Annotated in this window: 15 protein-coding genes; 7 read left to right on the top strand and 8 right to left on the bottom strand. The window is 71.2% G+C overall.

The window, feature by feature from the left end:
* The 4 genes from ACLJOK_RS32450 to ACLJOK_RS32435 are packed head-to-tail and all read left to right on the top strand — an operon-like array spanning position 1 to position 4,286.
* Entirely contained in the window at positions 1-1,944 is a 1,944-nt protein-coding gene (locus tag ACLJOK_RS32450; RefSeq protein ID WP_410822294.1) for an MFS transporter, read from the top strand.
* On the top strand, positions 1,941-2,498 hold the full coding sequence (locus ACLJOK_RS32445; RefSeq protein ID WP_410822293.1) for a hypothetical protein: 558 nt from the start codon (positions 1,941-1,943) through the stop codon (positions 2,496-2,498). The genes ACLJOK_RS32450 and ACLJOK_RS32445 overlap by 4 nt, the downstream gene beginning before the upstream one ends.
* Complete coding sequence (locus ACLJOK_RS32440; RefSeq protein WP_410822292.1) at positions 2,495-3,673, top strand: M23 family metallopeptidase; 1,179 nt, start codon at positions 2,495-2,497, stop codon at positions 3,671-3,673. The genes ACLJOK_RS32445 and ACLJOK_RS32440 overlap by 4 nt, the downstream gene beginning before the upstream one ends.
* A 13-nt stretch (positions 3,674-3,686) precedes the next feature.
* Positions 3,687-4,286 (top strand): hypothetical protein, encoded by a 600-nt coding sequence (locus ACLJOK_RS32435; protein WP_410822291.1) that lies wholly within the window; start codon positions 3,687-3,689, stop codon positions 4,284-4,286.
* A gap of 3 nt (positions 4,287-4,289) precedes the next feature.
* Here ACLJOK_RS32435 and ACLJOK_RS32430 read toward each other — a convergent pair whose 3' ends face one another.
* On the bottom strand, positions 4,290-4,847 hold the full coding sequence (locus tag ACLJOK_RS32430; RefSeq protein ID WP_410822422.1) for a hypothetical protein: 558 nt from the start codon (positions 4,845-4,847) through the stop codon (positions 4,290-4,292).
* A gap of 195 nt (positions 4,848-5,042) precedes the next feature.
* Between ACLJOK_RS32430 and ACLJOK_RS32425 the strand changes: the two genes are divergently transcribed.
* Both ACLJOK_RS32425 and ACLJOK_RS32420 read left to right on the top strand, forming a co-directional pair.
* Positions 5,043-7,604: an FtsK/SpoIIIE domain-containing protein gene (locus ACLJOK_RS32425; RefSeq protein WP_410822290.1), complete on the top strand. Its 2,562-nt coding sequence runs from the start codon at positions 5,043-5,045 to the stop codon at positions 7,602-7,604.
* A gap of 13 nt (positions 7,605-7,617) precedes the next feature.
* Positions 7,618-8,352 carry a hypothetical protein gene (locus ACLJOK_RS32420; protein ID WP_410822289.1) on the top strand — a complete coding sequence of 245 codons (735 nt, stop codon included), beginning with the start codon at positions 7,618-7,620 and terminating at the stop codon, positions 8,350-8,352.
* A gap of 97 nt (positions 8,353-8,449) precedes the next feature.
* Here ACLJOK_RS32420 and folE read toward each other — a convergent pair whose 3' ends face one another.
* The 4 genes from folE to ACLJOK_RS32400 all read right to left on the bottom strand — a co-directional run bounded on the left by folE (position 8,450) and on the right by ACLJOK_RS32400 (position 12,621).
* Positions 8,450-9,115 carry a GTP cyclohydrolase I FolE gene (folE, locus tag ACLJOK_RS32415; RefSeq protein ID WP_410822420.1) on the bottom strand — a complete coding sequence of 222 codons (666 nt, stop codon included), beginning with the start codon at positions 9,113-9,115 and terminating at the stop codon, positions 8,450-8,452.
* Between the two features lie 35 nt (positions 9,116-9,150).
* Entirely contained in the window at positions 9,151-11,169 is a 2,019-nt protein-coding gene (gene ftsH, locus ACLJOK_RS32410; protein WP_238667228.1) for an ATP-dependent zinc metalloprotease FtsH, read from the bottom strand.
* A gap of 530 nt (positions 11,170-11,699) precedes the next feature.
* A complete protein-coding gene (gene hpt / locus ACLJOK_RS32405) occupies positions 11,700-12,275 on the bottom strand; it encodes a hypoxanthine phosphoribosyltransferase (RefSeq protein ID WP_238682307.1) in 576 nt (191 codons plus the stop codon).
* A 100-nt stretch (positions 12,276-12,375) separates the two neighbouring features.
* A complete protein-coding gene (locus ACLJOK_RS32400; protein WP_410822429.1) occupies positions 12,376-12,621 on the bottom strand; it encodes a hypothetical protein in 246 nt (81 codons plus the stop codon).
* Positions 12,622-12,663: 42 nt separating this feature from the next.
* On the opposite strand from ACLJOK_RS32400, the gene ACLJOK_RS32395 reads away from it, so the two are divergent.
* Entirely contained in the window at positions 12,664-13,626 is a 963-nt protein-coding gene (locus ACLJOK_RS32395) for a GlxA family transcriptional regulator (RefSeq protein WP_410822288.1), read from the top strand.
* 15 nt (positions 13,627-13,641) lie between these two features.
* Here ACLJOK_RS32395 and tilS read toward each other — a convergent pair whose 3' ends face one another.
* The 3 genes from tilS to dacB all read right to left on the bottom strand — a co-directional run bounded on the left by tilS (position 13,642) and on the right by dacB (position 17,280).
* The gene (tilS, locus tag ACLJOK_RS32390) at positions 13,642-14,637 is read right to left on the bottom strand and encodes a tRNA lysidine(34) synthetase TilS (protein WP_410822287.1); all 996 of its coding nucleotides are present in this window, start codon (positions 14,635-14,637) and stop codon (positions 13,642-13,644) included.
* 10 nt (positions 14,638-14,647) lie between these two features.
* On the bottom strand, positions 14,648-15,718 hold the full coding sequence (locus tag ACLJOK_RS32385; protein WP_410822285.1) for a zinc-dependent metalloprotease: 1,071 nt from the start codon (positions 15,716-15,718) through the stop codon (positions 14,648-14,650).
* A gap of 92 nt (positions 15,719-15,810) precedes the next feature.
* Positions 15,811-17,280 (bottom strand): D-alanyl-D-alanine carboxypeptidase/D-alanyl-D-alanine-endopeptidase, encoded by a 1,470-nt coding sequence (gene dacB / locus ACLJOK_RS32380; RefSeq protein WP_410822419.1) that lies wholly within the window; start codon positions 17,278-17,280, stop codon positions 15,811-15,813.
* Positions 17,281-17,624 lie beyond the last annotated feature (344 nt).

Below are 17,624 nucleotides of genomic sequence, written 5' to 3'. Positions count from 1 at the left end.
ATGGCTAGGGCCTGGGCAAGGACTGCGTCGTTCCTGCTCGCCCTTGGCGTACTGGCCGGGGCCACCCTCACCTGGCCGCTGATCGGCGCGGAGGCCGCAGCCGCCGCACCGCCCGCCGCCCAGGCCCGCGCCGACCTTTGCACGACCGCCGAATGGCAAGCCGACTTCCGCGCCTGCGTGGCAAAGCTACAAGCGGTCAGCGAAGACCAGGTCACTTGCCGCAACGCACCGACCCCGGGTACACCGGATTCCGGTCTTGCCGGCTGGTTCGCCGCCGCGCCACCAACGGACGCCGCAAATGGGGTAGCTGGTCGGTACAGCCTCTATGGCTATGGTGGCTACAGCTATAACACCTATGACATCGACGGTGGCTGCGCCTCAAGCGTGCTTCATCCGGACTACAAGTTCACCACGACGATCGCCAATGGCGAGTTTATGGCCGCCACGGCAATCATCGGCGCGTCAAACGCGCTCAGAGAGCGCGCCTGGGACCCGGGCTCGATGTGGGGATGGGCTGACCCGCTTGTCGAACAGGCGACCAAGGCCGTGTACCAGAAGGTGTTCAGCGTCTTCGGCATCGTCACCCTGTGCGTGGTGGGACTCTACCTACTCTGGCGGTCCCGCCAGTCAGACATGAGCAACGCGATGACCACCGCAGGGTGGGCACTTCTGGTGATGGTCGCGGTCACGGCGCTGGCCGCTTGGCCAGTCAAGTCAGCGAACATCGCCGACGGTGCGCTTGTCACCAGCCTCGGAGTGGTACATGACGCCGTTGGGCCGCAGGCGAAGGAACCGGATCCAGGACGGTGCATCGATCCCGACCGCTGCAAAGACCTCCGAACCCCTGCCGTCCGAGCCAGCGACACCGCTACCGAGACAATGCTGTACCGGAACTGGCTCCGCGGAGTGCTTGGCTCGGCCGACAGTGAGACCGCTCGTAAGTACGGTCCGGCACTATACGACGCGAAGGCCCTTTCCTGGGAGGAGGCCGAGAAGCTACGCGCCAACCCGGCCACTCGGCCAGCGACGATCAAGGCAAAGCAGCAGCAGTGGGCGCGGGTGGCGCAGCAAATCAAGACCGAGGATCCAGAGGCGTACGAGTACCTCCAGGGTGTACGCGATATGGATCGTGTCGGCGCAGGGTTCATCGCCGTGCTCGCGGCCGTACTCTTTGCAATGTTCGACCTCACCGCGTCGCTACTGGTCCTGCTAGGTTTCCTGATCTTCCGGTGGGCGGTGATCGCGGCACCCATCCTGGGCACCATCGGGCTATTGCGGCCGGCCAGCGCCGGCCTGCGGCGGTTGGCGAACGCCGTGGTCGCCGCACTGTTCAACATCGCCATCTTCGGCACCGGGGCAGCCATCTACCTGTTCGCCGTCGACCTGATCATGAGTACCCCCACCATGCCGGGTTGGCTCCAGGTGGTGCTGGTCTGGCTCTGTGGAGTGGTCGGATGGCTGCTGCTGCGGCCGTACCGGCGGATCACCCAACTCGGTGGTAAGGACAGCAGCGAAGCGGTCAGCTCGGCCGGGTCCTGGCACCGCCGGTTCTTCCGCGACATGCGGACCGCCGCTCGGCTGGACGTGGCCGAGCCGGGCGGCACCGCCGAGCCGGTGGGCGGACGTCGACGGTCGCCCGACGCAACGCAGACCCGGCTACGTCCGGAGGCGCGGCGGGAGGACCCGGTGCCGACCGCCACGGCCGAGGGCCGACGCGCAGACGCGATGCGCCCCGACGGTCGAGAGCGGCCCGAAGAGGCCCCGGCGGAGGAGGGCAGAGGTCGGAGCCGGCCAACCGCCCCGCAGCCTCGGCGCCGACAGCCGGCGACCTGGACCGAGCCGGATGTGCCGGCTGAAAACCCGTCCTTCGTGGTCTATCGTCCGGGCTCCACCGAGCGAGCACCGGATCGCACCGGACCCCGGGTGCGCTCAGAGGCGAGGTGACGGCCATGCGACGGGCGTTGGAATTCCTCTTCACTCGGGCGCTGCGGTCCCGGCTGGGCGTTGCGCTGCTCATCGGGGTGGTGGTCGTCGGCGTGCTCGGGGCGACCCGGCTGATCTCCAACCCGGGCGACTCAACCGATGGGTTGAGCAGCCGTCCGAATGGGCCGATCATCACCGTGGACCCGACGGCCGGGGACGACGGTTTGCTCAACAGCGCGGCCCCGCCGTCACCCGTGACGTCGCCCGGCGCCCGCACGCCGGAACAGACCGCCGACCGCTTCGCCAAGGCCTGGCTGGGCCGTCCCGGGATGACCACCGAAGAGTGGCAGGCTGGCCTACGGCCACTCTCCACGCCGGCGCTGAGGGAAAAGTTGACCGGCGCCGAGCCCGAGAGCGTGCCCGCCGAGAAGATCACGGGTCCTCCGACCATGCGAGAGCGAACCGAGACCTTCGTCGAGTTGCTACTCCCCCTTGATGCCGGTGGGCTCCGGCTGGAGCTGGTCACCTCGGACGGCGGTTGGCTGGTCGACGTTCTGGACTGGGAGCGGCCGTGAGCGACGTTGGTAGCGCCAAAAACCGCCGCGGGCCCCTCCGGCTCGGTGTGGTCGCCGCGGTGCTCACCGGGATGCTGCTCCTACTCTGCTGCACCGGCGGCACCGCGGCGTTCTTCCTCACCGGGCTCGGTGGTGACGACGCCGAGAACGGCGACACCATGGCTGGCATGGAGTGCGGACCGGTCCGAGCGGTCAACATCACGGGCAAGCTGCCGCGATTCGCCCAGTACGGCGACACCCAAGTCCGCAATGCCGCGATCATCATCAAGGTCGGCCAGGACATGGGCGTACCCTCCCGAGGCTGGGTGGTCGCCCTCGCCACCGCGATGCAGGAGTCGGCCCTACGCAACCTGGCGAACAGCGGCGTACCCGCGTCCCTGGCTCTGCCGCACGAGGGAGTTGGCGCGGACCACGACTCGCTGGGCCTGTTCCAGCAGCGGCCGGGGTGGGGCAGCGTCGCCGAGCGGTTGAACCCCGCGTACGCGGCCCGCAAGTTCTACGAAAAGCTCGTCACGGTGGAGAGCTGGCAACGCCGACCACTGACCGTGGTCGCGCAGCGGGTGCAGGTCAGCGCATATCCGGACGCGTACGCCAAACACGAGGAGGTAGCCAGCCGGATCGTGGACGCGCTGGCCGGCGGCGCAGCCCGCACCGTCGAGATCAACGGCAAGGCGGTGTGCAACGCTGCCGAACGCGGTCAGATCGCTGCCTCCGGCTGGACCGCGCCGATCCCCGGCGGAGTCGGCTCCGGTTTCCGCACCACCAGCCGACCCAGCCACAACGGAGTCGATATCGGCGCGGCCAAGGGCACCGAGATCCGCGCGGCAGCGACCGGTCGGGTGCTGGTCTCGACCTGCGACGAGGACCAACGCGGCCGCCAGGACTGCAACGTGGACGGATTCCCCGGCAAGGGGGGCTGCGGCTGGTTCGTCGACCTGCTGCACGCCGGTGGCTACATCACCCGGTACTGCCACATGGTGGTCCAGCCCTTCGTCATGAAAGATCAGACCGTCACAGCCGGTCAGGTGATCGGTAAGGTCGGCAGCAGTGGCAACTCCTCCGGCCCGCACCTGCATTTCGAGGTGCACCTGCGCAACAACCGCAGCGCGTCCGGCGCGGTGAATCCGGTTCCGTTCATGCGCGAGCGGGGCGCCCCACTCCGCGCCGCTGAGTGAGGCCGTTGCGGTCATGACCGGACCACTGCCCGATCCGTTCGCCGACCAGCCCGACTGGGCACCACAGCCGCCTAGACCCATGGCCATCGTCCCCGCGACCGAGCGGGTCGAGCTACGGGGGCAACGGGTGCTGGTCGGGCTGCCCGGGATGGGTTGGCGCGGGGACCTGCGCGCGGACGACCGGGTGGTGCAGAGCGCCCGAACCTACGTGCCGGTGATCCCCGAGCACGAGTGGTACCGGGCCGAAGCCGACCAGGTCGAGGTTTTCGCGCCGCTGGTGCCGGTGGAGCGGGTCTGGGTGGAGACCGTCGGCAGCCGAGCGGGGGTGGACGACGCCCGGGACACGGGCATCCGGTTGGTCTCGCTGGACGGCCCGGCACACCGGACCCCCACACCGGTCTTCGAAGCGGACGCGGTCACCGGTCGACGGGTGGTGCACGTCGAGGGTGGACTGGAGCACCGTGACCTTCGAGCGGTCACCGAAACCTACTCGGGTGCCGAGGGGGACATCTGCGTGCGCATCACACCTGAGGTCGATTGGTACCGCTGGGCCTGGCGCGGTCAATCACCCACCACGCTGGAGGTTCCGGTTCACCTTCTGTGGATTGAGTAAGGATCAACCTAACTTTAGGCCGCCACAAACGCGCCAGCTCTCCTGCTTAACGACGTCGAACCGCCAATTGTCCGTCAGGCTTTGTGGCACCCCATCCACGGTGGCGCTGCGCCGAATTACCGTCACAACGGAAGCGGTATCACCATCGGAGTCAACGTCAAGGCTGCCCCAGCTAACGAGAATTGTGACGCCGAGTTGCTGCTCCCGCGCGAGTAGATCGGTCCGCAGAGAGCGTATTGCCTCCAACTGCGACCCGCTCTCACAGGTGAAGAGGTCAGCTCTTGCGTCGTTGCGATCCACGAGGAACGCGCGCAGATAGTTGTCCACGACCACGTCGGGTGTGCTGCGGTCCGGGGTTGAGGCGCGGGTGTACCAAACGTAGGCCGTGGCGACCCCGCCGAGACAGAGCAGGGCGAGCACGCCGGCGACGACCGTGAGCGCTGTCCGCATCCGGCGGCGTGGCGGCTGCGGTGCCGCCGTTGCCGGGGCAGGCGGCAGCTGCTCGGACGGTGTCCGCTGGGCCGGTACGCGGGAGACCTGGGAACCGGCGGGGGGCTGCACTGATTCCACCTCCTGAAGTTATCGGCTGGACGCTCCGGAGCCAATGCCTCAGATCCAGCGGATCGTGACGGACCCCTCCCCACCGGTGAGATCCACGACAACACCGGCGCAGCGCCGAGGCACCTCCCGGAGGAGGGCCGTCGGCTGGGATACCGTCTCTGCTTGGGGAGGGGTTGCCAACCTCGGGTAGAGGGGGTGGACGCGGTGGCCGGTCCGAAGGCTCGCACGAACCGCGCCGCAGCCCTGCACCGTCGGGCAGCAGCCGTCGCGACCGCAGCTGCTGGGATCCTCGACGAGACGCGGCCGGCTCCGGCCGATCAGCGCCGTCAGTACGAGGTGGCCGACCGGCTACGCACGGCTGCGGCCTTGCTGGCTCCGGGCTGGTCGGGCGCGGCGCTGGACTCGCTCACAGTGGACTCGCCGGCGGGTGATGGCCCGCCGCCGTTCGTTCGGGTCGGTACTGCGGCGCCGTTGGACGACGCTCGTTTCCCCGCGTTGGTGCCGCTTGTCGGCACCGGTCACCTCAGCGTGGACGCTGATGCGCGGGAGCCGCGGGTGGCGGGGTTGCTCCGGGCCGTACTTCTGCGGTTGTTGGGTGCGGCACCGGCGGGTGCCCTGCTGATTCGTGCGGTGGATGCCACCGGTGCTGTGCTGACGCCTTTCGGGGCGCTCGCGGATGCTGGCCTGTTGCCGCCGCCGGCGGTGGACGTGGCGGGGTTGCGCGTGGTGCTGACCGAGGCGGAGCAGTGGGTGACGCCGGGGGCGAGTGGGCGGCGTCGTCACGATCGGACGTTGTTGCTGGTGGTGGCCGCGCTGCCGGAGTCGACCGGCCCGACCGATCTGGCGCGCATCGAGACGTTGGCCGAGCAGGGGCCGGCTGCCGGGCTGCATCTGGTGGTGGCGGGTTGGCCGCCCGCCGGCCCGTACTCGGCCCGGGCACCGCTGCCGCACACCACTTCGCTGGCGCTGCGTAATGCGTACGCGCTGCTGGGCGATCCGCCGGGGGCGTCGTTCGCCGGGCCGGGCGCCGATCCGCCGGGCGGTTTGAACTCGCCGGTCTTCGTCGAGGCGGACCCGCCGGCCGAGCTGGTCGACGCGGTCTGTCGGCGGCTCGCCGAGCAGGTGGAGGCGGGTTCCCGGTTGGCGTTGGGCGCTCTGCTGCCGCCCACGGGTGAGCGACTGTGGGAGTCGGACTCGGCCGACGGGCTGACCACTACCGTCGGCGACGCCGGGGGCCGGTCGGTGCCGCTGGGCTTCACCGAGTTGACCCCACACTGGCTGGTGAGTGGCCGGTCCGCTGCGGGCCGGGCGGCGTTCCTGACCACCGCGCTGCTCGGCTTGGCCGCCCGGTACGGCCCGGACGACCTTGCGTTCTACCTGGCGGATCTCGGTGACGGCGAGTCCTTCGTGGAGTTTCTGCAGACCGAGCGGGACCGGTCGTGGGTGCCGCAGGTGCGCGCGGCCGCGATGGCCGCCGACCGGGAGTACGTCCGGGATCTGTTGGACGAGTTGACGGTCGAGGTCCAGCGCCGCACGGAGGCGGGTGCCCGGGCCGGGGGGCAACGCTTCGCGGAGTTGCGTCAGCACCAGCCGCTGCCGCGGATCGTCTGTGTGGTGGAGAATGTGCCGCTGCTCTTCGCCGAGCGGGACCGGCTGGCCGCAGAGGTGGCCGCCCAGTTGGACGGGCTGGCCCGGGCGGGTCGGGCGTACGGCGTGCACCTGGTCTTGGCGGGCGCGGGCGAGTTGGGGTTGAGTCCGCGCCCGGATGCTGGTCACCGGGATTCGGTGCTCGGGCAGTTCCCGGTGCGGGTTGCGCTGCCGGGTGGCAGTCCGGTGTTGGAGCCGACGAACGACTCGGCGGCCGGTCTGCCGGTGGGCAGCGCTGTGGTGAACACGGCCGGCGGCCTCGGTGGCCCACGGGGTGCGATCCGGGGTCACGAACGGCTGATCCGCCACCCGGACCCGCAGGATCATCCGGAGGTCGTGGAGAAGCTGCGGCACGAGTTGTGGGCGGCCCGTCCGGCCGGGTCGGTGCCGCCGGTCGTCTTCGCGGGTTATGCCCGGCCGCTGCTGGCCAACGATCCGCGTCACCGGGCGGCCCTGGCGGGGCAGGCGCACGGCCCGGCCGCCCTGCTGGGTCGGGCGGTTGACGTGGCCCGCTCGACGGTCGCCGTGCCGCTGGGGCCGGCAGCCGGGCGCAACCTCGCGGTGCTGGGCTCGGGCACCGCGGCGGGTGGGCTGCTGGCGACGGCGGCGCGGAGCACGTCTGCTCACCACGCACCGGGCGGTGCCCGCTTCCTGGTGGCGGCACCGGATCCGGGCGCCCGGGCAATGGCCGAGGCCCTGACGGCCGATTTGGCGACCCGGCATTCGGCCGAGTTGGTGGATCTGCCGACGCTGCTCGCTGACGCGGCCGACGACCTGCCGACGTATCTGGTGGTCTTCGGTCTGGACCGGCCGGGTCCTCGGGAGCTGCCGGTGGACCGGCTGCGCTCTCTCCTGCGGGATGGGCCGCCGGCGGGGCGGCATCTGCTGGGCTGGTGGCGTGCGGTGCCGCCGTTCGCCGCGTTGTTCGAGCCGGCGGGCGAGGTCGACAAGCTTGCGGCGGTGGCCGTGCTGGACGTGCCGGTCCCGCAGCTCACAGCGGTCTTCGGTCGGCCGGTCGAGTGGCAGGTGCGCCCCGACCGCGCGGTGCTCTGGGACGGCCCGGACGAGCGGGGCACCGTCCTGGTGCCGTTCGCCGACGAGGCCGGCTGATCGGGTGGCGCGCATGGAGGGTGTCGAGGTGGATCCGAACGCGACGGTGACCGGGCCGGGGCGGCAGCGGGCCGTCGCGGCGACCGGGGACGCCACACCGCGGGCCGTCGAGCCCAGCACGGCCTGGACGGAGTATCTTGCTGCCGCCCGCCAGCTGGACGGGGTACGCCGGAGCGCGGCTGCCGCCGCCGGTGAGCAGGCCCGGTCGGCGGAGGCCGCCCGGGAGGAGTTGACGGTGGTCCGTACCGGGCTGGCGACTCAGCAGGAACGGCTGCGCGAGTTGGGCGTACCGGCGATCTCCCTGGTGCCGTCGCCGCCGGAGCTGACCGAGGCGGCCCGGTCGATGGCGGGTGGTCCGGCGGCCGTGTTGGCGGCGCTGCGGACCGCGCGTGGTCGGGCCGAGGCGGCGGACGCGGCGCTGACCCCGCGCCGCCGGTTCCGGCCGGGGTCCTGGCCCGCGCGGGCGCGCAACCTCCTGGTGTACGGGCCGTTTGCGCTGCTGGTGCCGCTGATCCAGGTTGTGGTTCTGGCGGCGACGGGGGTCGGACCGGCCACCGTGGCGGCGTTGATCTGCGGGCTGCCGATGCCGGCGGTCGCATTCGTCGCCGGGTGGATCGGCATTGGGCGGTTGTTCCGGGTCAGTCCCACCGAGCGGCTGGACCGTACTGTGCGTTTCGGCGCGTTGGTGTGCCTGGTGCCGGCGGTGCTGGCCACGGCTGGCCTGCTGCTGGCCCTGCTCGCCGGCTGACCCGCCGGGCCGAGAAGCCGCCCGGCCGGAACAACAGCGGAAACGCGACGGCCGGCCGTCCCAGGTGGGTGTCGGCCGGCCGTGGTGCGTCGGGGTGTCAGCGGGGGATGATCAACGCCATCGCCTCGGCCCGCGACTTGGAGTCCGTCTGCAGGATGCCGCGTACGGCCGACGTGATGGTCTTGGCACCAGATTTCTGGATGCCTCGCATCGCCATGCACATGTGCTCGCATTCGAGCACGACGACGACGCCGCGTGGTGCGAGTTTGCTCATCAGCAGGTCGGCGACCTGCGAGGTGAGCCGTTCCTGCACCTGCGGCCGACGGGCGAAGACCTCGACGAGTCGGGCCAGCTTGGACAGGCCGGTGATCCGCCCATCGGGGCCCGGGATGTAGCCGATGTGCGCGCTGCCCCGGAAGGGCAGCAGGTGGTGCTCGCAGAGGCTCATCACGTCGATGTCCCGGACGATGACCAGTTCTTCGTGGTTGGCCTCGAAGGTGGTGCTGAGCACCTGGGCCGGGTCGACCCGCAGGCCGGCGAAGAGTTCGGCATACGCCCGGGCGACCCGGGCCGGGGTCTGCTGGAGTCCGTCGCGGTCCGGGTTCTCGCCGACCGCGATCAGGATCTCGCGGACGGCCTTCTCGATCCGGCCAAGGTCGACAGCGTCCTCGACGGGGCGGCCGGTCAGCCTGCCGCTGATCAGGCGCGCGGCCACGTAGTCCAGCTCGTCGTCGCCGTCGGGCTCGGTCGCGGAGACGGCCAGCTCCCGGTGTGGGGAGCTGGCCGTCGGGTCGTTGCTCAGTGCGTGCCGTCCGAGTTGTTGGACGGCGCCACGCCGCCGACCGACGCCTGCGCGCCGTCAGCCTGGGCCTGCGCCTTGAGCTTGTCCTTCTCCGCAGGGGTGAGCACTGGCGGCTCGGTGGAGGGCTGACGCTTGCCGAAGCCGTTGTACGGCGCCAGCGGCGGGCGCTTGACCACCCGGGAGCAGATCCGCGCCATGTCGGCCGTGGAGAGGGTTTCCTTCTCCATCAGCTCGAGCACGATGTTGTCCAGGACGTCCCGGTATTCCACCAGGATCTCCCAGGCCTCGTCGTGCGCCAGCTCGACCAGTGCCCGCATCTCGCCGTCGATCTCGGCGGCCACCGAGTCCGAGTAGTCCCGCTCGTGGCCCATGTTGCGGCCGAGGAACGGCTCGTCCCCGCTGGTGCCGTACTTGATCGCCCCGAGCTTGGAGCTCATGCCGTATTGGGTGATCATCGCGCGGGCCAGTTGAGTGGCCTTCTCGATGTCGTTGCCGGCACCGGTGGTCGGCTCGTGGAAGACAAGTTCCTCTGCGGCGCGACCGCCCAGCGCGTACGCCAGGGTGTCGATCATTTCGGCGCGGGTCTGGGTGTACTTGTCTTCGGTCGGGAGCACCAGGGTGTGGCCCAGCGAGCGACCACGGGACAGGATCGTCACCTTGTGCACCGGTGCGGCGTGCGGCAGCGCCCAGGCGACCAGCGCGTGGCCACCCTCGTGGTACGCGGTGATCTTCTTTTCGTTGTCGCTCATCACCCGGGTCCGCCGCTGCGGACCGGCGACCACCCGGTCGATCGACTCTTCGAGCGAGTCGTTGGAGATCGCCCGCTGCTCCTTACGAGCGGTGAGCAGGGCCGACTCGTTGATCACATTGGCGAGGTCGGCGCCGCTGAAGCCTGGCGTGCGACGGGCCACCGCGTCGAGGTCGACGTCGGGCGTGAACGGCTTGCCCTTGGCGTGCACCCGCAGGATGGCCTTGCGGCCCTCCATGTCGGGGGCGTCCACCGGGATCTGCCTGTCGAACCGGCCCGGGCGCAGCAGCGCCGGGTCGAGGATGTCCGGCCGGTTGGTGGCCGCGATCAGGATGACCCCGCCCTTGGTGTCGAAGCCGTCCATCTCGACGAGCAGCTGGTTGAGCGTCTGCTCCCGCTCGTCGTGGCCGCCGCCCATGCCGGCGCCACGGTGCCGGCCGACGGCGTCGATCTCGTCGACGAAGACGATCGCCGGGGCGTTCGTCTTGGCCTGCTCGAACAGGTCACGGACCCGGCTGGCGCCGACGCCGACGAACATCTCCACGAAGTCGGAGCCGGAGATGGAGTAGAAGGGCACGCCGGCCTCGCCGGCGACCGCGCGGGCCAGCAGCGTCTTGCCGGTGCCGGGCGGGCCGAACAGCAGCACGCCCTTCGGGATCTTGGCGCCCAGGGCCTGGTACTTGGCCGGGTTCTGCAGGAAGTCCTTGATCTCGTACAGCTCTTCGACGGCCTCCTCGGCACCCGCGACGTCCGCGAAGGTCGTCTTCGGAGTGTCCTTGGTGATCATCTTGGCTTTGGACTTGCCGAAGTTGAGCACCCGGGAGCCGCCGCCCTGCATCTGCGACATGAAGAACAGCAGCAGGAGCACGAGCAGCGCGATCGGCAGCAGGTTGACCAGCAGGCTCACCCAGATGCTGTCCGAGGAAACCTTGGCGTCGGCCGGGCCGGTGACCCGGTTGTTCGCCTTGGCGTCCAGCACCTCGTTCCAGATCTGGTCGCCAGCCTGGTACGGGAACTGGGCCTCGATCTTGTTGGTCTCGGTCTTACCGAACTTGGTCTTCTGGGCCAGGTCCAGCTGGAGCGTCTGCTCCTTGTCCTGGAAGACCACCTTGTTGATCTTGGCGGTGTGCAGTTGATCGAGCGCAACGGAAGTGTCCACGCGGTGGTAGCTGGGACCACTGGTGAACAGCTGACTGAGCACAACGGCGCCGAGGATGACCAGGATGATCCAGACCACCGGTCGGCGGAAGAAACGCGTACGTTCCATACTGTTGTCGAGCGCCGGGGCGCCCGCATCCTCCTGATCGACGTCCTGACCGTCTGATGGTGTCGCCGCGTTGAGCGGCGGCCGGAGCCGCCGTGCGGGCCGGCCTCGACCCCGAGGCGCGAAAACTACCGCGCCGCGGTCATTCGACGGTACACCGTGTACGCGAGGAGTGAGCTTGCGAGCCCCGCAGTCGTGCACCATCAAAAGACCATGTACGCCAGCAGCGAACCTGCGAGCCCCCCGCACTCTGCGCGCCCTCGACATCGACGACACGCACCGTGGGCAGGCCCACCAGCCCCGCAGCCAACGTACGGCGAGTCCGGGTGGAAGCCGGCGTGGCGGGGAGTCCGGCTCGGCCACCCGAGCGCCCGGTCACGCGATCGAGAGGGTCGAGCGCGGAGAAACCTCCGGGCCACCGTGCTACACGGTAACCGCATCAGCTGAGAGCGCGCTGAACGTCGGCTTGATGGATGCCGATACAAGTCGGGCTCATGTCGACCGGCGGGCCGCTCCGACGGGTCGGGCCGGCGTCAGGAGCGGGCGTAGACCTCGGGCTTGAGCACCCCGACGTACGGCAGTTCCCGGTAGCGCTCAGCGAAGTCGAGGCCGTACCCGACCACGAACTCGGTGGGGATGTCGAAGCCGACGTACTTCACTCCGACCGGCACCTTCACCGCGTCCGGCTTGCGGAACAGGGCGACCACCTCGACGCTCGCCGCCGAGCGCGACTCGAGGTAACGCAGCAGCCAGGAGAGCGTCAGCCCGGAGTCGACGATGTCCTCGACGACGATCACGTGCCGACCGGCGATGTCCCGATCCAGGTCCTTGAGGATGCGGACCACCCCGGAGGAGGTGGTGCCCTGGCCGTAGGACGAGATGGCCATGAAGTCGAGCTCCGCCGGCGGGCCGTTGCGGCCCAGCGCCCGGGCGAAGTCCGCCATGAACATCACCGCGCCCTTGAGTACGCACACCAGCAGCAGTCCGTCGCCCACGTGGGCGTAGTCGGCGGAGACCTGCTTGGCCAGCTCCGCCGTCTTCTCGCGGATCTGCGCCTCGGAGATGATCACGTGGTCGATGTCGGCGTCGTACCAGGAGCCGTCAGCCATGACTCCTAGCCTGCCGTACGTCGGATGGCCTCCGTCGGCGGGGCCGCACCTTTTAGCGCGGTCCCGCCAAGGATTTTCTGCGCAAACAACGCTAATCACATCAGTTGGTGCGTGACCGCCAGCGACGGCCATCGTCGCTGGGCTTCCAGTCGGCCGAATCGTGGCTGTCGACGGTGAGGCCGGCCGCCGAGGCGGCGACGAGCAGGACGAGGAACAGGAGGAAGAGCAGGAACTCCATGGCGGCGCTCGCTTTCGCATGATTGCTGTGGGTTTCGCCGCCGGTGCGCACCGGACTGAGACCAGTCTGCGACCTGATGAAGCGACCGGACAGTGGCAGGAATGCCATTGGTCATCGATTTACTGCCACCTGTCGGGTTACCCTCGTCACATGCTGCGGTCCGTTGCCGTCCTCGCCCTCGACCAGGTCGCTCCCTTCGAGCTCGGCGTACTCGCCGAGGTGTTCGGCACCGACCGGACAGCCGACGGTTTTCCCGCCTACCGCTTCCAGGTGTGCAGCCCGGACGGCGCGCCAGTGCGTACCTCGTCCGGCTTCCACCTCACCCCACACGCCGACCTCGGCCCGGTCGACGAGGCGGACCTGGTGGCCATCCCCGCGCACAGCCAGGGCACCAGCGTCCCCGGTCCGGTGCTCGACGCGCTACGCCGGGCCGACGCCCGCGGCGCCCACCTGTTCAGCGTCTGCTCCGGAGCCTTCCTGCTCGGCGAGGCCGGGCTGCTCGACGACCGCGAGTGCACGACCCACTGGCGGTACGTGGACGAGCTGCAACGCCGGCACCCGCGCGCCCGGGTTCGCTGCAACTCGCTCTACGTCCAGGACGGTCGGCTGCTCACCAGCGCCGGCACGGCGGCCGGCATCGACGCCTGCCTGCACCTGATCCGCCAGGAGCACGGCTCGGCCACCGCGACCCGGCTGGCCCGGCGGATGGTGGTCCCGCCGCACCGCGACGGCGGTCAGTCCCAGTACGTCGAGGCGCCCATCCCGAAGGCCCCCGAGGCACCCACCCTGGAACCGGTGCTGGAGTGGCTGATGGGTCACCTGGACCGGACGATCACAGTGGAGGAGTTGGCCGCCCGCGCCGGCATGGCGCCCCGCACGTTCGCCCGTCGGTTCCGCGCCGAGACCGGCACCACCCCGCACGACTGGCTCACCAACCAGCGGGTGCTGCTCGCCCGGCGACTGCTGGAGGAGACCCCGTTGAGCGTGGAGGCGGTCGCCGACCAGTCCGGCTTCAGCGACGCGGCCGCGCTGCGCCACCACTTCAGCCGTCGGGTCGGCGCCACCCCGCACAGCTACCGGACCACCTTTCGGGACCGGGCGCACAGCAGCTGAAAACGGCCGGTCAGGTCAGGCGGGGCGCACCGAGGCCAGCCGGCCGTCGCGGCGGAGCACCCGAACACCGCCGGGCAGGTCGGCCGGGCCCTGACCGTGCCAATCGGTGACCAGGGCGTCCAGGGCGGCGACGTGCCGATGCGACAGGGCACCGGGCAGCGCGCCCAGCTCGCGGGCCCAGGAGTGCAGCACCCGGCCGCGTACGGCGGGGACCAGGCCGAGCAGCGCCGGCACGGACAGCCCGCCGTCGGGGCATCGGGCCGCCGCCAGCGCCGTCCCCGCCAACTCGTCGAGCGCGGCGTTGTCGGCGGCCACCAGCCGGGCGGTACGCGCGAGGTTGTCCACCACGCCCGGCCCGAGCGCCCGCACCAGCGCCGGCAGCAGGTCGGCCCGCACTCGCGACCGGGCGTACGACGGGTCGGTGTTGTGCGGGTCCTGCCACGGGCTCAGCCCGAGCACCGCGCAGGCGGCGCGCGTCTGCTCCCGGCCGATCTCCAACAGCGGGCGCAGCAGCGGGACCCCGCCCAGATCACGCCGGGCGGGCATCCCGGCCAGCCCTCGTGGGCCGGCGCCCCGGGCGAGCGCCAGCAGCACCGTCTCCGCCTGGTCGTCACGGGTGTGCCCGGTGAGCACCGCGACGGCGTTCTGCTGCCGGGCCGCCTCGGTCAGCGCCTGGTACCGGGCCTCGCGGGCGGCCGCTTCCGGCCCGCCGGGACGCCCGGCCACCTCCACCCGGACCACCGTCGCCGACCCGAAGCCGACCCCCCGCCCCCAGGCGGCCACTGCCTCGGCGCGCTCCGCGGAGCCGTTTTGCAAGCCGTGGTCGACGGTGACGAGGGCCGCGGCGCGGCCCAGCCGAGGCGCCACGAAGACGGTGGCCGCCGCGAGCGCGAGTGAGTCGGCGCCACCGGAGCAGGCCACCAGCACCGGACCGCCGGACGGGGGCAGACCGGTCAGGGCGCGGCGGACCGCCACCCGGATCGCTGCCACCGGCGGAGCGAGCGCGGCCACCGGCGGGTGATCAGCCAGCGGCCGGGATGGTGCCGGCCGGGCCGTGCACCCGGGCGACCCAGGCGTCCGGGTCACCCAGCTCCGACAGTCGCGGCAGGGTCAGCGGCGAATTGAAGATCGAGTTGAACCCGTCCATGCCGACGCGTTCCACAACCCCATGCACGAACTTGCGCCCCTCGGCGTACTGGCGCATCTTGACGTCCACCCCGAGCAGCCGGCGGATCGCCTTCTCCAGCGGGTTGCCCGCCTCCCTGCGTCGGTTGAACGACGCCCGGATCCGGTCCACGCTCGGGATCACCTGCGGGCCGACGCCGTCCATCACGAACTCGGCGTGCCCCTCCAGCAGGGTCATCAACGCGGTGAGCCGGTCCAGTACGGCCCGCTGTGCCGGGGTCTGCACGATGTCCAGCATGCTGGTGCGGCTCTCCGGGTCACGGACCGCCTCGGACAACGTGGCCACCCCGCGCCGCAACCGCTCGACCAGGTGCTCACTTCCGCTGGACGAGGCGTCGACGAACGCCTGCACCTCGCTGAGGAAATAGGCCCGCATCCACGGCACGGCCGTGAACTGGGTGCGGTGGGTGACCTCGTGCAGACAGACCCAGAGCCGGAAATCGCGAGGGTCGGCGCCGAGCTTGCGCTCCACCTCGACGATGTTCGGTGCGACAAGCAGCAGCTGGCCCGGGTCAGCCGAGAAGACCTCGTACTGGCCGAGCACCCGGCCGGAGAGGTAGGCCAGAACCGTCCCGGCCTGCACCCCGGTCAGCCGGGACCCGATCGCCTCGGTCAACGCGCCCGGCTGCTTGTCGCCGGAGAGCCGACTCACCAGCGGAGTGATCACCTCGCGGAGACCGGCGATGTTGGTAGCGGCCCAGTCACGGCGATCGACCACCCGCACCGGCGGATGCGACACCTGCGCCCGCAACCCCGTGTAGTCGGCCACGTGCCCGGCCGCCTCGTCGGTCAGCCGACGCAGGTCGCCGACCACGTCGGTGGCTTCGGCGTACGACACGCGAGGGCCAGACTTGCTCAACGCCCCCGCCGTGGCGGCGGCCAGATCCCAGTCCACGAACTGCGCCATGGACCCACCGTACCCGCGCCGCGACACCCCGGCCCGGGCTCGCGCCCTCGATCGACACCGATGGCGACGGCGTCACCTCGAACCGGCGACGGTCAGCCGCAGCCGCAACCGGCCAGCGCGGCGGCGATCCGGTCCAGTGCCGGCTGGGCGGTGTCCCGGTCACCCGGCACCTTGTCGGTGAGCACCGCGAAGGTCAACAGCCGACCATCGGCGGTGGTGACCAGGCCCGCGATGGAGTGCACGCCGGTCAGGGTGCCGGTCTTGGCCCGGACGCTGCCCGCGCCCGCTGCGGTGCCGGCGGCGGTGCGGTAGCGCTCGTTCAGGGTCCCGGACCAACCGCCCACCGGCAGGCCACCGAAGACGCCGGCCAACTCCGGGTGGTCCGGGCTGGCGGCCAACCGGACCAGATCGGTCAGCAGCGACGGGCTGATCCGGTTGAGACGGGACAGGCCGCTGCCGTCGGAGACGCTGATCTCCTCGGCGGGCAGGCCCAGCTCCGCCACCTCGGCGTCCATGGCGGCAGCCCCGCCGTCGAAGGAGGCGGGCTGACCACTGGCCAACGCGACCTGCCGGGCGAGCGCCTCGGCCACCAGGTTGTCGCTCTCACTGATCATGACATCGACCAGCCGGATCAGCGGCGGAGACTGCACCACGCCCAGCTCGGTACCCGGCGCCGGGCTGGCACCGGCCGCCGCCTGAGGCGGGGCGGTGCCACGCTTCACGGCTTCGGTCGGCACCCCGAGCAACCTGGCGAACGCCTTGCCGGCGGCCAGGTCCGGCTCGGCGAACCGCGGGGCGGACCCGTGCTCGACGCCCGGGTCGGTACGCGCGCCGTCGATCATCAACGCGGTCACCGCGCCGCCCGAGCCGCCGGTGGGGATGTCGTCGTCCCAGCCAGGGCCGTAGACCGGGCCGGAGTAGACCGAGCCGTCGACGACGATGCTGGTTGGGGATGTGCCGCCGAGCGCGGTACGCACCTGGGCGGCCAGGTCGTCGAGGCGCGCCGCGCCCGGGTAGTAGCCCTTCTTGTTGATCGCAAGGGTCGGGTCGCCGCCCCCGACGATCACCACCTCGCCGGCCTTCGCGCCGGCCACCACACGAGTGGGAATTCGGTAGCCGGGCCCCCGGGCCGCCAGCACGGTCACCGCGGTCGCGAGCTTCGTCACCGAAGCGGGCACGGTGCCGTCGTCCGCCCCCTTGGCGAACAGCGTCTGGCCGGTGATCACGTCGGCGACCGAGACGTTCACCCGGTCGCCCAGGGCGGCGACGCCGACCAGTGGATCGAGCACGGCACGAACCCCGTCCGGGGTGGGCACCGGGGCGTTCGAGTCCGGGCCGCCCAGCACGTCCGACGGGGCGGGTTCCGGAGTCACGCCGACAGCGTTCGGCCCGGACCCGGCGTCGTCGCCCAGCCACCCGGCGACCGGGCCGGGACGGGTGATCACGACGCCGACGCCGGCCAGCACCAGCAGGAGAACGGCGGCCAGCACCACCGGCAGCCGCCTCCGGCGGCGCGGCGGTGCGGGTGCGGGTGCGGGTACGGCATCGGCGGGTGCCGGCAACGCGGAGATCGGCGGGCCCACCGGGGGGACCCCGCCGGGGCCGGTCGGCCCGGAATTGAACGACGGGCTGAGCGGCGCAGGGCTCACCGGAACCGTGGCACTGCCGCGCGGCGGGCCGCTCACCGGCCGCTCACCGCCGGCCACCGGGAACTGACCGGTGTTCGGAGCGGGCGAAGCCGACCCGGTCGGCGGGCGCCAGGGCAGCGGCGCGGGCCGCTCGGGAACCGTCTCCGGTGCCGGGGTCGGTGCTTCAGGAGCCCGTGGAAGGTGCGCCTCCGGCACCGGGACTCGCCCCTTGGCACTGCCGGAGCCGGATCGTCCGGTACCGTGCGCGGAGCCCCCGT

The organism is Micromonospora sp. 050-3 (assembly GCF_046549335.1).
Classification (GTDB): Bacteria; Actinomycetota; Actinomycetes; order Mycobacteriales; family Micromonosporaceae; genus Micromonospora; species Micromonospora trifolii.
Note: the sequence above shows the minus strand (reverse complement) of the source record. Positions and strands in the feature narration are given on the sequence as shown.